General features: G+C 60.7%; 12 protein-coding genes. 4 read left to right on the top strand and 8 right to left on the bottom strand.

Going from position 1 to position 14601, the window contains the following annotated elements; translation table 11 throughout:
* Positions 1–41 precede the first annotated feature (41 nt).
* Positions 42–941 carry a LysR substrate-binding domain-containing protein gene (locus CHB75_RS12425; protein WP_176439126.1) on the top strand — a complete coding sequence of 300 codons (900 nt, stop codon included), beginning with the start codon at positions 42–44 and terminating at the stop codon, positions 939–941.
* Positions 942–1006: 65 nt separating this feature from the next.
* Here the strand turns inward: CHB75_RS12425 and CHB75_RS12420 are convergent, their stop codons facing one another.
* The 6 genes from CHB75_RS12420 to CHB75_RS12395 form a co-directional block, all read right to left on the bottom strand.
* Positions 1007–1915, bottom strand: a complete 909-nt coding sequence (locus CHB75_RS12420; RefSeq protein ID WP_089270913.1) for an NAD(P)-dependent oxidoreductase — start codon at positions 1913–1915, stop codon at positions 1007–1009.
* Complete coding sequence (locus CHB75_RS12415; RefSeq protein WP_089270911.1) at positions 1912–3537, bottom strand: ABC transporter ATP-binding protein; 1626 nt, start codon at positions 3535–3537, stop codon at positions 1912–1914. The genes CHB75_RS12420 and CHB75_RS12415 overlap by 4 nt, the downstream gene beginning before the upstream one ends.
* Positions 3534–4370: an ABC transporter permease gene (locus tag CHB75_RS12410; protein ID WP_089270909.1), complete on the bottom strand. Its 837-nt coding sequence runs from the start codon at positions 4368–4370 to the stop codon at positions 3534–3536. Before CHB75_RS12410 ends, CHB75_RS12415 begins: the two co-directional genes overlap by 4 nt.
* Complete coding sequence (locus tag CHB75_RS12405; RefSeq protein ID WP_089270907.1) at positions 4367–5344, bottom strand: ABC transporter permease; 978 nt, start codon at positions 5342–5344, stop codon at positions 4367–4369. The genes CHB75_RS12410 and CHB75_RS12405 overlap by 4 nt, the downstream gene beginning before the upstream one ends.
* Positions 5345–5446: 102 nt before the next feature.
* Entirely contained in the window at positions 5447–6994 is a 1548-nt protein-coding gene (locus tag CHB75_RS12400; protein WP_089270905.1) for an ABC transporter substrate-binding protein, read from the bottom strand.
* 55 nt (positions 6995–7049) lie between these two features.
* Positions 7050–7817: a class II aldolase/adducin family protein gene (locus tag CHB75_RS12395; protein ID WP_089270903.1), complete on the bottom strand. Its 768-nt coding sequence runs from the start codon at positions 7815–7817 to the stop codon at positions 7050–7052.
* A 135-nt stretch (positions 7818–7952) separates the two neighbouring features.
* Here CHB75_RS12395 and CHB75_RS12390 point away from each other — a divergent pair, with 135 nt between their 5' ends.
* The 3 genes from CHB75_RS12390 to CHB75_RS12380 are packed head-to-tail and all read left to right on the top strand — an operon-like array spanning position 7953 to position 11098.
* Positions 7953–8669, top strand: coding sequence for a GntR family transcriptional regulator (locus CHB75_RS12390; RefSeq protein ID WP_245840929.1), 717 nt, complete (start codon positions 7953–7955; stop codon positions 8667–8669).
* Complete coding sequence (locus tag CHB75_RS12385; protein ID WP_089270901.1) at positions 8666–9700, top strand: histone deacetylase family protein; 1035 nt, start codon at positions 8666–8668, stop codon at positions 9698–9700. Before CHB75_RS12390 ends, CHB75_RS12385 begins: the two co-directional genes overlap by 4 nt.
* Positions 9701–9715: 15 nt before the next feature.
* Complete coding sequence (locus CHB75_RS12380; protein ID WP_089270899.1) at positions 9716–11098, top strand: aspartate aminotransferase family protein; 1383 nt, start codon at positions 9716–9718, stop codon at positions 11096–11098.
* An 83-nt stretch (positions 11099–11181) separates the two neighbouring features.
* Here the strand turns inward: CHB75_RS12380 and rhaI are convergent, their stop codons facing one another.
* Both rhaI and CHB75_RS12370 read right to left on the bottom strand, forming a co-directional pair.
* Positions 11182–12456, bottom strand: coding sequence for an L-rhamnose catabolism isomerase (gene rhaI / locus CHB75_RS12375; RefSeq protein WP_089270897.1), 1275 nt, complete (start codon positions 12454–12456; stop codon positions 11182–11184).
* A 23-nt stretch (positions 12457–12479) separates the two neighbouring features.
* Entirely contained in the window at positions 12480–14582 is a 2103-nt protein-coding gene (locus tag CHB75_RS12370; protein WP_089270895.1) for a bifunctional rhamnulose-1-phosphate aldolase/short-chain dehydrogenase, read from the bottom strand.
* Between the last annotated feature and the right edge of the window lie 19 nt (positions 14583–14601).

Below are 14601 nucleotides of genomic sequence, written 5' to 3'. Positions count from 1 at the left end.
GAATATCTCATCGCTTTGATGAGGCAGGTTTCAGGAACATCATGCCCACGCTGCCCAGACATGTCCCGCTTAACGCATTGCAAGGCTTTGAGGCCGCAGCGCGTCACCTCAATATGCGCCGTGCGGGCGAAGAGTTGCACATCACCCAAAGCGCGATCAGCCATCAGGTCCGCGCGATTGAGGCAGCCCTTGGCCAGCCATTGTTCGAGGCGAACCGGCGCAAACTGGTCCTAACTGCGCAGGGCAAGCGTCTGCACGACACGGTGCGCCGGGCGTTGGACGATATCGCCGCGACAACCCTGCAACTGGGCGAGGATGCATTTTCCGCCAGCCTTTCCGTTGCGGCCCCTCGGGCCTTTGCCGCGCAATGGCTGGTGCCGCGCTTGCCGAGGTTCCTCGATCTTTTCCCGGACCTGACCCTGAAGCTGAGCAGCCTTCCTGCGGAGATCGCAACGGGGCTGCCACGGGTCGATGCGGCGGTCGTGTTCAATCAGGTCGACTTTCCGGGGATGCAGGTCGAAACACTGGTCGCTCTTGAGATGTTTCCGGTCTGTGCGCCGTCCCTGACGGCGGGGGTGGACACAATGTCCCCGGGCCATCTGCGTAATGTGACCCTCATTCACGAGGATGGCGGGACAATCTGGGCGCGCTGGTTTGCCGCCATGGGGGCCGAGCAGGTCTCGGCGCGCCGCCACGTCTATGCGTCCAACACGCAGGATGCCCTGGCTCTGGCGCGGGGTGGGGCGGGGTTTGCGATCGACGATGGTTTCTTGGGTGGCGGCTCTGTTGCCACGGGGGCTTTGGTCCGTCCCTTTGGGGCAAGCGCCTTTCCCTTTGGCCAATATGCGCTTGTCACCCAGCCGCACGACCGTTTGTCCCCAGCGACGCTGGCCTTTCGCGACTGGCTGCGCCGAGAGATTTCGGGTGGAGGGCAAGTCTGAATTTTAGGCACGTAAAGCAAGAGAGATCAGCCCCAGACCAAGGCTGGCTTTGTTCCGGGGCAGGTTCAGCCCATAGCGGAGAGATGTTTCACCACATTGGCCGCGACCGCAGTTGGTTCTGCCTCACTTGCCGTGTGAGGGGTCACAAAAATCTTGGGGTGCGACCAGAACGGATGACCCGGGAGCAAAGGTTCGGGTGCAAACACGTCCAAAGATGCCCCAGAAAGCTGCCCTGAATCCAGAGCGGCGAGCAGGGCAGCATCATCCAGTTGTCGACCACGACCCAGATGGATAAACGCGGCCCCGTTGGGCAGGGCGCTGAACAGGTCCGCATCGAAGAGGCCCTTGGTCGCGGGTGTCATCGGCAGCACGTTCACCAGAATATCCGTGCGCGCAAGAAAATCCGAACGATCCGCATCCACGAAATGCACCATTCCGGCCTCTGGCTCTGCTGGCATGCTGCGCGACAGGGTGGCCACGGAATATCCCAAGGCCGCCGCACCGCGTGCCACTGCGCGGCCCATGAAGCCAAAGCCCATCACACCGACGCGGACCTTTGCAGGAGAGCGGCCCGAGTTCGGACGGTTCCAGATTTCGTGCGTCTGGTCCTCCAAGTATTGCCGCATCTTGCGGTGATGCCAAATGATGTGAAACGCGGCAAAGCCTGCCATCTGCGCCGCCTGATCCGGATCCTCGACCCGGAACACCGGCACGTCCTTGGGCCGCGACGGGCAGGCCATGATCGCATCCATACCGGCAGCGATGGAAAAGATGCCGCGCAGGTTGGGGTAGGGGGTAAAGGCGTCCTTTGGCGGTGCCCAGCTCAGTACGAAATCAACAGATTCAGGGTTTGTCACCTCTTCGGGTGTCAAAAGCGTGATCTGGGGCGCAACGTCGGCAAATACGGCACCATATAAATCGCGCAGGTCCAGAACCCGGCAGGCCAGAACGCCGGTCCACTGCTTCTGGCTCATGCGATGGCGTCCTCTTTATCGACGGCCCATCCGGCCCCGGGAACCGCAGCCAGCAATTCACGGGTGTAGGCCTCTTTCGGGGCGTGAAACACCTCGCGCACCGGGCCGACTTCGACCAGTCGCCCGTGTTGCATCACAGCAATACGGTCACAGACCTGCGCTGCGACGCGAAGATCATGGGTGATGAACAGGATCGACAGACCCATCTTGCGCCGCAGATCCGCCAGTAATTCCAGAACCTGCGCCTGAATTGACACATCCAGCGCCGAGACAGCCTCGTCTGCGATAATCAGTTCGGGGTCCATCGCCAGGGCACGGGCAATGCCGATGCGCTGCCGTTGCCCGCCAGAGAATTCGTGCGGGAACCGCGTCGCGGCATCCGCGCCCAACCCGACAATCTCGAGTAGTTCTAGCGCTCGTTTATGTGCCTGCCTTTTCGGTACGCCCTTGGCGATCGGCCCGTCGGAAAGTGAGCGCACGATGCGGTGGCGGGGATTGAGCGAGGCATAGGGGTCCTGAAACACCATCTGCACGCGATGCCGCTGCTTGCGCAATTCACGTTCGTCCAGTGCGGCAAGGTCTACGCCGCCGATCAGGACCTTACCCGAATCCGGCGTCACCAGACGCACAACCGCCCGGCCAAGAGTGGATTTCCCGGACCCGGATTCACCGACCAACCCCAGGACTTCGCCCTTGGCGATGGTGAGCGAGACGTCATTCACCGCGCGCACTTCGCGTGCTGCACGAAAGGGACCGCCGCCAGTGCGATAGATCTTGTTCAGGTGCTGAATTTCAAGCGCGGGGGCTGTGTTGACGGTCGCCAGATCCGGCACGGTTCCAGTTGGGATCGCGTCCAGCAGGGCGCGGGTGTATTCATGCTGCGGCGCCTCAAGTACGCGCTTGGCCACACCCGCCTCAACAATGCGGCCATGGCGCATGACGATCACCCTGTCGGCAATCTCGGCCACGACGCCAAAGTCATGGGTGATGAACATCACTGCCATGCCGTGCTTGTCACGAAGAGCAAGGATCAGTCGCAGGATCTGTGCCTGGGTGGTCACATCCAGCGCCGTTGTCGGCTCGTCCGCAATCAGGATTTCCGGCTCAAGTGCCAGTGCCATGGCGATCATGGCACGCTGCCGCTGCCCGCCGGAGAGTTGAAAGGGATAGGCGCGGATGATCTTTTCCGGGTCGGGCAGGCCGACCTCCTTGACCAACGCCAGCGCGCGGGCGCGGCGTTCGGATTTACTGTACAGGTTGTGGGCGGCAAAGACCTCGGAAATCTGGTCGCCGATCCGCATCAGCGGATTAAGCGCCGTCATCGGCTCCTGAAAGATCATGCCGATCCGCGCGCCGCGCAGCGCCTGTTTCTGTACTTCGCTCAGGGTCAGCACGTCGGTGCCGTCAAACACCGCCCGCCCGTTGCCCACGGTCACGCCGTCCGGCAGCAGACCCATCAGCGCATTGGCGGTCATGGATTTGCCCGACCCGCTTTCGCCGACGACACACAGGACTTCGCCCTTGTTTAGGTCAAAGCTGACCTCCTCGACAGCGTGCGGCCGGTCCGCGCCTGCAGGTAGGTCAATGGTGAGCTGCTCAATCGAAAGGATGGGATCGCTCATGTGCGGCCCTTCTTCAGGTGCGGGTTGAAGGCGTCGTTCAGCCCTTCGCCGATCAGGTTCAGCGCAAGCACGGTCAGCAGGATCGCAAGGCCCGGAAAAAACGACAGCCACCAGGCCGAACGGATCACAGTCCGCGCCGCGCCGATCATGTAGCCCCATGACATGATGTTGGGATCGCCCAGTCCAAGGAACGACAGCGAGGATTCCAGCAGGATCGCGGTCGCCACCATAAGCGACGCCATGACGATGATCGGCGAAACCGCGTTGGGCAGCACCTCACTGACCAGAATGCGGATGTTGGACAGCCCCGCCAGATGCGCCGCCTCGACAAATTCGCGGCGTTTGAGCGACATGACCTCTGCCCGTACGAGTCTTGCCACGGGGGGCCAACTGACGATTGCGATGGCAAGGGTGATCGATCCCAGCGTGGGCTGCAGGATCGCGACTAGCACGATGGCGAGGGCAAAGTTCGGGATGGTCTGGAAAAACTCGGTGAAACGCATGGCACCTTCGTCCACGTAACCGCCATAAAAGCCCGCCAGCGCGCCCAAGGGGACGCCGATAAGCAGGGCCATCACAGTGGACACGAGGCCGACGAGGAGTGACACCCGCGCACCATGCACGAGGCCCGCAGCGACGTTGCGCCCCAGCGTGTCCGTGCCCAAAGGCAGCGCTTCGTTCGTGAAGGGAACAAGGAAGGGACGCTGCACCATCTTCCAGGGGCCACCGGGATAGATGACGGGGGCGAGAATGGCGATGGTGACAACGGCGAGCAGGATGATCAGCCCGATCACGGCGCCGCGGTTGGTCGCAAAGCGTTTCCAGAAACTCATGTCTTGGCTCCGATCCGCGGGTCGACGATGCGGTAGACGATGTCGGTCAGGATGTTGAACACGATCACCATGGCGGCGGACACGAGGAACACCCCGAGGATCGTGTTGTAGTCGCGCGCCTCAAGGCTTTCGAACATCAGACGTCCGATGCCGGGCCAGGCAAAGACCGTTTCGGTCAGGACCGCGCCGCCGATCAACTGGCCCGCTTGCAGACCGGCCAGCGTGACGACCGGCAGCAGCGCGTTGCGCAGGATATGGCGGCGGCGGATGACGGGGCCGGACAGGCCCTTGGCCCGCGCGGTTTTCACAAAATCCATCTGGCTGACCTCAAGCATCGAGGCGCGCGTCATGCGCATGTAGACGGCCATGAAAAACAGCCCCAGCGTCATCGCCGGCAGGATCAGATGTTGCAGGATGTCCCATGCGCGGGCAAGGCCGGTGTAGCCGCTGCCAACGGTCTCATAGCCAAAACCAGGCAGCCAGCCCAGCTGGACCGAGAACACCAGAACCGCCATCAAAGCGGCCCAGTAGAGAGGCGTGGCGTAGAACAGCAGCGCCAGCGTGGTCAGCAGGCTGTCGGATGCCTTGCCCACCCGTGCGGCGGCGGCAACACCGAAGGCGATGCCAAGCGAAAGCGAGATGATGAAGGACGACAGCGTGAGCAGTAGGGTCGCGGGCAGGCGGCTCGCGATCAGGTCGTAGACCGGCATGCCCTGACGAAAGGAATACCCAAGGTCCAGCGTCAGAACGTTCTTCACGTAGGACCAGAGCTGGACGCAAAGCGGCTGATCCAGACCAAAGCGTTCACGCAGCTGGGCGATGAACAGCGGATCCGCAGCACCGGCCTCACCGGCCAGAACCGCGGCGGGGTCGCCGGGGGCAGCATGGATCAGAAAAAAGTTCAGAACGGCAATGGTCAGCAGCGTAATCGCAGCCTTGATAAGCCGTCCGAGGATGGTGGTTAGCAGGGACATCTGTTGGGGGAATCCTCAATGACGTCAGGCGTTTAGCGTACGATATTCTATCGTCGCATGAAGGGTAGGGCACCAGGAGATCCGGTGCCCTGCAAGGATCGCTTACTGTTTGATCCAAGCGTCGCGCAGGCCGTCCGATATACCGGTGCCGGTGGTCACGAGGTCCTGCACATTGCAGTTGTAGATTGTCGGAAACTCGATTTCGAGCAGCCATGCGACAGGCACATCATCGACGATTTCCTTCTGGATCTGGGCATAGATCTCTGTCCGTTCATCCGGATTGGGCGACACGGCGGCTGTGTGCCATTTCGCGTCAAGTTCGGGGTTCCTGTAGCCCTCGACGTTGTTCCACGGGCTGCCCTTTTCGATCTGGGATTCCACATAGTTACGTGACACGCCCAGTGCGGGATCGCCGTACTGGTAAAGATAGGTGAAGGCCATGTCATAGTCCCATTGGGCGACCTTTTCGTTCCATCCGGCGACGTCGGTCGCGTCGATCTGGACCTCGATGCCGACTTCGGACAGGTTCTGACGTACTGCTTCGGCCCACCGCTGCCAGGTTTCGCCATAGGGCAAGGGCAGCAGCCGGATCGGGGTGCCGTCATATTCCATCTCTGCCAGCAGGGCCTTGGCCTTGTCCGGATCGTAGTTGTACTGGGTTACGTCATCCGAGTAGAAGTTGGTCTTGGACGAGACGGGGCCGGTGGCCACCTTGCCAAAGCCGTTCCAGACAACATCGCGAACGAATTCGCGGTCCATGGCGTACATGATCGCCTGACGAAAACGCACATCGGCCATCGCGCCTTCGCGGTTGTTCAGCCACATCCAGGAGTGGGGGGCAAAGAATTCCCATCCCTTGCCGGTCGAACAGACGTTTTCCATCTCGGTCAGGCGCGGCACGTCCCAGTTTTCTACAGAACCGCCGGGCAGGACGTCGACTTCGCCCGTTTCGAACGCTACGGCGCGCGACGCGGCATCGGGGATCACACGGTAGTAGACTTCGTCCAAATAGGGCTTGCCTTCAAGGTAATAGTCTTCGTTCTTCACCAGATGGATGAAGCTGCCCTTTTCCCAGGATTCGAACTTGAAGGGGCCGGTGCCGATGGGGGTGGCGTTCATTTCGTTGTTGGCGAAATCGGTGCCTTCATAGATATGCTTGGGGATCATCGGCATGGTGCCGCCCTCGAAAATGCCGATGAAGGGGCCAAAGGGTTCCCTGAGCTTGAACACGACGGTCAGATCATCCGGCGCCTCGATGCTGGCAACATAGGCGAGGGAAGAGCGCAGGCGCGCATGCGTTTCCCGCAGGAAGACATCAGCCGAAAACACCACATCCGCCGAAGTGAAGGGTTCGCCGTCATGCCATTTGACGCCTTCCTGCAACTGGAAGGTGTAGGTAAGGCCGTCCTCGGAAATGTCCCAGGACTTGGCCAGGCTCGGCTGCGGCTCAAGGTCGGTGTTGTAGCGCAAAAGGCTTTCGTAGATGTCGCCGGCGACTTGCTGGGTCGGGCCGTTCTGCACGAGGCCAAGCATCAGGCTGGGCGGCTCCGGCTGCACGACGATGTCAATCCGTCCGCCAACGTCCTGCGCCAGCAGCGGCTGGGCCATGCCCGCAGCAATCAGAAAGGTAGTCGTTTTCAAGAAGTTCATTAGTTTTCCCCGTCGTGGATCATTGGTTTTCTAAATTGCCCCGGTTGATCCGGGGTCAGTCTGCGTACTCAGGTGCTGCACGGTCAAGACGGCGCAACATAGCGGCCCATTCGGGATCGCGCCCCTTGGTGTAGATGCTTTCATAGGCCTTTTCGTACTGGCGGGCAGTATGTTCGGCCACCTCATCGGACAGCACGACCGGCGTCAGCCCCATGCCAAGCGCGGCAATCTGCGCCTGACAGGACCGTTCCAGGTTCATCACTACCGCGACCGCTTCGCCGACTGACCGGCCAAGCACCAGAACGCCGTGGTTGCGCAGGAACATGACATTCCTTGCGCCCAGATCGGCGACGATGCGTTCGCGCTCGGCCAGATCCAGCGCGATGCCTTCGTAATCGTGAAAGGCGATGCGGTCGTAGAATTGCGCCGACCATTGATTGAGCGGCAAAAGTCCTTCTTTGACCGAAGACGTCGCGACACCGGCCACTGTATGGGTGTGCAGAACGCAGGTCGCGTCATGCCGGGCCATATGAACGGCAGAGTGGATGGTGAACCCGGCGGCGTTCACGCCTGCGCCATAGGGGTCATCGATCACCGCGCCTGTTTCGTCCACAGTGACAAGGTTGCTCGCCGTTACCTCATCAAAGCGCAGGCCGTAGGGGTTCAGCAGAAACCGCTTTTCGCCGTCGGGGCCATCGGGCAGGCGGGCGGAAATGTGGGTGTAGATGCTGTCGTCCATCCCTTCGAGCGCGATAAGGCGATAGGCCGCGGCAAGGTCACGGCGAAGGTCGGAGACGGGCAGGTCGGTCGTGCCATCCGGCATGAAATCTTCCTTGGTCCGGTTGCGATTGGCTCCAGCATTGCGGTTCCCCGCATCAAGTCAAGGAAATTGTCGACAATCGACATTGGCGCGGTTAGGCTTTGCTTCGAGGTGCTTTCAATATGGACGTCCGCAACCGTGTTTAATCCCCAGAACCCCACAACTCCGCAGACCTCGGGGTTTCAGCCGCTCAATCGCGACGGCCTTGTGGACCGCGTGGCGAATCTTTTGGCCGAAGCGATCATGGCCGGGCGAATCCTGCCCGGCGCGCGACTGTCAGAATCGACCATCGCCCGTGACATGGGCGTCTCGCGCGCGCCGGTGAGAGAGGCCGCACGGCTGCTGGAAAGCTCTGGTCTGGTCGAATATCACACCAACCGCGGTTTTTTTGTGCAAACCGTCTCGGCGTCGGCTTTGGATGACCTCTACGAATTCCGCATCGTCATTGAACGTGCCGCCGTGGCGCGGCTGGTGGCACAAGGGGCCGAGTCGACACTGCCACTGCTGCGCGCTCAGGTCAAAGAACTGTACCGCGTCGCAGAGGCAGGGGAAGACATGTTGTGTCAGGTCGAGGCGGACATGCAGTTCCACCGGTTGATCTGCCAGGGGTCCGGGAACCCGCGCTTTCTGACAGTCTTTGACCAGATCGCCAATGAAACAAAGCTGGGCCTGATCGTGATCGGGCGGCTATATGACGATCCGCAACGGATGGCCGAAACCCACGAACCGATTATCGACGCCATCGCGGCAGGTGACAGCGATGCGGCAGTAGAAGCCATTGATTATCACATCGGAACGGCGCGGACGCTTGTCTGCCAGCAGTTCCGCCTGCTGGAGGACAAGACTGCCCGATGAAATGTTATTACGCAAAAGAGACCGAGGCCCACGACCCGCAGTTCCGTCTGACCAACGGTGCCCTTATGCGCAACGCCGAACAGGCCGAGCGTGCAACACTGCTAATCGAAGGGCTGAACCAGCTGGGCCTTTACACCGAAGAGCCTCCCGAGGCACCGCGCGCCTGTCTTGAGGCGGTGCATACGCCCCAGCTTTTGGCGTTTCTGGAGAGCGCTTGGGAGGAATGGCAGAAACTGCCCGGTGCGGGTGCCGAAGTGGTGCCGAATGCCTTCGCCCAAAAGTCTTGGGCGACATACCCCGACAGCATCGTCGGGCGCGCGGGCTGGCATTTGGGCGATACATCTGCGCCGATAGGTCCGCATAGCTGGACCGCCACCCGCCGCGCTGCTGATTGTGCCGTGGCTGCGGCAGATGCCGTGCTTGACGGAGAGCGTGCAGCCTATGCGCTGACCCGGCCCCCCGGCCACCATTCAGATGCCGAAACATGTGCCGGGCATTGCCTGATGAACGTGAGCGCCATAGCGGCCGAGCGGCTGCGCAACAAACACGACCGGGTTGCGATTTTGGATATCGACGTGCACCATGGCAATGGTACGCAGTGGATCTTCTACGACCGCGAAGATGTGCTGTTCATCTCGGTACACACCGATCCGCACCGCTATTATCCGTTCTTTGCTGGGCATGCACATGAGACGGGGCGCGGGGCGGGCGAAGGGTTCAACGTGAACCTGCCGCTACCCCCCACGACCGGAGACGATAACTGGTGTGCGACGATTTCAGACGCGCTTGCGGGGATCCGCGCATTCGATCCCGGCGCGCTTGTGATCAGTCTGGGGCTTGATGCGCACGAGAACGATCCGCTAAAGGGCATGAAGGTCACTTTTGACGGGTTCCGTCAGGCAGGCGCCCTGATCGCCGCTGCGGATCTGCCCACAGTCCTTGTTCAGGAGGGCGGCTATCTGTCGCCCGACCTCACCACCTCGCTTGCCTCCTTCCTCGGGGGATTTCTCGGCCGCGATGCGCGCGCCTGACTTTCGGAGAGACTTATGAACGACCTGTCCAACTCGCTCGCCGCCGCAGACATCGCGCACAGCGTGCATCCCTATACCAACATGCGCCTGCACGAAAAGCAGGGGCCGATGATCATGGCACGAGGCGATGGTGTGCGCGTCTACGACGATCACGGCAAGGAATATATCGAAGGTCTGGCCGGGCTCTGGTCCGTCGCCGTGGGCTTTTCGGAACCGCGTCTGCGGGACGCCGCCGTGCGCCAGATGGACCTGCTGCCCTATTACCACAGCTTTGCGCACAAGGCGCATGAACCGGCGATCCGGCTGGGTGAAAAGCTGGCCGAAATGGCACCCGAGGGCATGAACCGCGTGTTCTTTACCAACTCGGGGTCCGAGGCGAACGACACCGTCATCAAGATGCTGTGGTTCATGAACAACGGCCTGGGCCGCCCCGAGAAGAAGAAATTCTTGGCACGCAACAAAGGCTATCACGGGATCACCATCGCGTCCGGTTCCCTGACCGGCCTTCCGGCGAACCACAAGGATTTCGACCTGCCTGCAATTCCGGTCACGCACCTGACCTGCCCGCACTTCTGGCGCTGGGGTGAGGAGGGCGAAACCGAGTCCGAGTTCACCGCTCGTCTGCTGAAAGAGGCCGAGGATGTGATCCTTGCCGAAGGTCCCGAAACCATCGCCGGCTTCATCGGCGAGCCGGTGATGGGTGCAGGTGGTGTCATGACCCCGCCCGAAGGCTACTGGCCCGGGATCGAGGCGCTGTGCCACAAGTACGACATCATCCTGATCTCGGATGAGGTGATCAACGGGTTTGGTCGACTGGGCACCACCTTCGGCTGTGAAAAATACGGCTTTACCCCGGACATTCTTGTGACGTCCAAGCAACTGACCTCGTCCTACATGCCGCTGGCCGCGATCATCATGAACGACAAGGTCTACAACGCGATTGCCGATAATTCGGAAAAGCTGGGCACCTTTGGTCACGGCTTTACCGGGTCGGGTCATCCGGTGGCCTGTGCCGTGGGTCTCGAAAACCTTGCGATCATCGAAGAGCGCGACCTGATCGGCAATGCAGCCCGTCTTGAGGAGCAGTTCCAGGGTGGGTTGCGTAAATTTGCTGACCATCCATTGGTGGGCGAAGTGCGCGGCGTCGGCCTGATCGCCGGTCTGGAACTGGTGGCGGACAAGGCGAGTAAACGCAGCTTTACCCCGGCGGGCAAGGTGTCGGCCCAGGCTGCAAAGTTCGCCGCACAAGAGGGTCTGATCTGCCGCAACGTCTACGAAACACTTGCCCTGTGTCCGCCGCTGATCGTGACAGAGGATGATATCGATCAGATCATCGAACGGATGGGTCGTGCGCTGGATCTGACCTGGGAATGGGTGCAGGCCGAAGGGCTGAGCTGATCTTTTTCGGTTAAAAATTTGAAAGGCGCGTCACCCGATGGGCGGCGCGCCTTTTTTCTGGCGGGGCCGAGGCCTGCGGTGGATCAGACGATGCCGCCGCCCGACCCAGTAACCGCGGGACGTAGCGTCGCCACTTTCGCGCGATAGCCTGACTGCCGGTAGGCAACGACGGGATCAATCGCCGCGCCCTTGTCCAGTCGCGCCATGGCCAAAATCGGCTCCACATCCGTCCGGAATGCACGTTTCAGCGTGGCAGAGGCCATCAGCGCGTCGTTGCTATCCTGATACCCGACCAGAGCCACACGATCCACCAGCAGCGCTTGCGCATAGGCGCGCTGCACCTCCATCGCACTGGACATCAGGCTTTCGATCGGGTCGGTGACATTATGGCTTTGATCCAGCATATGGGCGGGGTCAAACCCGGCTACGTCTGTCGCATCCACCAGTTCGTTAAACACAAGGAACAGCCGGTAGGGGTCGATAGAACCTGTATCCAGATCATCATCGCCATACTTTGAATCGTTGAAGTGAAAGCCGCCGAGTTTTCCGAACTGGATCAGGCGGGCGACGATCATTTCGATATTCACATTCGGCGCATGATGGCCAAGATCCACCAGACAGAAGGCCCGATCGCCCAACTCCTTGGCGATCAGGTAGTTGGTACCCCAGTCCTGCACGATGGTGGAATAGAAGGCCGGTTCGTACATCTTGTGTTCGGTGAATAGGCGCCAGTCGTCGGGCAGCCCGGAATAGATAGACCGCGCGCTGTCGAGGTAGCGTTCGAACTGTCTGGTAAAGTTACTCTGCCCGGGAAAGTTCGATCCGTCCCCAACCCAGATGGTCAGGGCCTTTGATCCAATTTTCTGGCCCAACTCGATACAGGCTAGGTTATGATCGACCGCCTGTGCCCGCGTCGCCGCATCGGTGTGCGAAAGTGATCCGAACTTGTAACTTTTGGCCTGATCGTTCTGGTCCTGAAACGTATTGGAGTTCATCGCATCAAAGGTGAGGCCCACCTCTTCGCCCTTGGCCAGCAGATCGCCGGGAGCCGCATTGTCCCACGGGATATGCAGCGACACAGATGGCGTCGCCCCGGTCAACCGGTGGATCACACCGCAATCGTCGAGCTTGTCAAAGATATGGCGCGGCTCACCTGCGCCGGGGAAACGGGCAAACCGGGTGCCGCCTGTGCCCACGCCCCAGGACGGCACGGCAACGCCATAACCCGCGACCTTTGCCTTTATCGCGTCAATACTGATCCCGCGCCGGTCCAAGTGTTCGCCGAGCGCGTCGTAATCTGCGCGCAGGTCTTTCATCGCCGCTTCGTTCGCGGCCTCAATGGCATTGGTGTCTATCATTGTCCCCTCCCTCGGGCCGCTGTTCAGCGCGTAAAGGCCTGCACGTTGCCGGCGTCCACGTTGATGATATTGCCCGTCGATTTGGACGACAGATCCGAAGCAAAGAAATAGCAGGCCTCGGCAATATCCTCAGGCAGGACCGACCGTTTCAGGAGTGAGCGTTCGCGGTACATCTCTTCCAGTCCGCCCTTGTCGGTGCCATAGGTCGCTGCGCGCTGGTCGAGCCATTCGCCGGACCAGATCTTGGATCCACGCAGCACCGCGTCAGGGTTGACCACGTTGACCCGGATCCCGTGGGGCGCGCCTTCCAGCGCAAGGCAGCGGGCGAGGTGGATTTCCGACGCTTTAGCGGTGCAATATGCGGCGGCCCCGGGCGAAGCAGCGAGGCCGTTCTTTGAGGCGACAAAGACCATCGAGCCGCCGATGCCCTGTGCCATGAGCACCTTGAATGCCTCGCGTGCCACAAGGAAATACCCTGTCGACAGGATCGACATGTTCTTGTTCCACAGCTCCAGAGAAGTATCTTCGACCTTGGCCGATGACGCGATCCCGGCGTTTGAGACGACGATGTCCACGCCGCCGAATTCCACTGCCATGTCAGCATAGGCTGCAATCACGGCTTCCTCCGAGGTCACGTTCATTTCGACCGTGCGGACAACGTCCTTGCCGAATTTCCCGGCCAGGGTCTGCGCGGTCTCGGCCAGCGACGCCTTGTCGATATCGGCCAGCACCACGCAGGCACCTTCGGACAGATAGCGCACCGCCGTCGCAGCCCCGATGCCGCCTGCACCGCCAGTGACGATGGCGACCCGACCGGCAAGCGCCTTGGGCTGGGGCATCCGTTGCAGCTTGGCCTCTTCCAGAAGCCAGTATTCGATGTCAAAGGCCTCTTGTTCCGGCAGGCCCTGATAATTGCTCACCGCATCCGATCCGCGCATCACGTTGATCGCATTAACGTAGAATTCCCCTGAAATCCGGGCCGTAGCCTTGTCCTTGGCAAAAGTTATCATGCCGACACCGGGGACAAGGTAGACCACCGCATTGGGGTCGCGGATCGCAGGGCTGTCAGCGTTTTTGCAGCGCTCGTAATAGGCAGTGTAGTCGGCACGGTATGCCTCGATCATATCGGTCAGACCGGTAAGGGTGGCGTCGATATCAGGATTCGCCGGGTCGAAATCGACGACCAGCGGGCGTATCTTGGTCCGAAGAAAATGGTCAGGGCAGGAGGTGCCGAGCGCAGCAAGGCGCGGCATGTCGTTTGCGCCCACGAATTGCAGCACGGCATCCTGATCGTCGAAATGACCAACCTTGTGGCTGTCGCCAGAGATCATGCCGCGAATGGCGGGCATCAGGGCGGCGGCCACGCGGCGGCGTTCAGCAGAGGGAAGGGCAGTATGTCTTTCACCACCAAAGGCCGGAATATCGGCGGTCTGCTCTTCGAACCAGGCGATGGCGTGGTTGATCGTCTCAAGCGTGGTCGCATAGCAAACTTCGGCATCGTCATCCCAGCAGAACAACCCGTGGCTTTCCAGCACGACTCCCTTCGCGTCAGGGTTCTTGAGGCAGAAATCCTCGAGCCACAGGCCGAGTTCATAACCGGGCTTTTTCCAGGGCAGCCAGCCGATGGAGCCGCCAAAGATCTGCTGTGTCAGTTCTTTGGAATTTGATGCTGCGGCGATAGCGATAATCGCGTCGGGGTGGACGTGGTCGACGTGTTTCTTTGGCACATAGGCGTGCAGCGGCGTGTCGATCGACGCGGCACGTGGGTTCAGGTTGAACGTGCAGTGAGGCAGGTAGGCCACCATCTCGTCTTCGAATGCAACACCTCGGTACAGGCCCTTCAGCGCGTTCAGTTTTTCCATGTAAAGCGTTGAAAATCCGGCTTTGTCCATCGTGCCGATATCCCCGCCGGATCCCTTGACCCAGAGCACCTCGGCCATCGCGCCGGTCAAAGGGTCAGTTTCCATCACCTTGGCCGATGTATTGCCGCCGCCGTAGTTGGTTACCCTCTTATCAGAGCCGAGCAGGTTCGAGCGGTAGAGCAGCTTGTCGGATTCGCTGAGCGAGTTCGCGTGGGTTTCATCCCACAGGTTTTCGATCCGGGACCCCGAAACAGTCTTGAGCATGGATTTTCCTCCCCAAGGG

This window comes from Puniceibacterium sediminis, assembly GCF_900188035.1.
Taxonomy (GTDB): domain Bacteria; phylum Pseudomonadota; class Alphaproteobacteria; order Rhodobacterales; family Rhodobacteraceae; genus Puniceibacterium; species Puniceibacterium sediminis.
The sequence above is the reverse complement of the archived record's forward strand: the minus strand, read 5'-3'. Positions and strand labels throughout refer to the sequence as shown.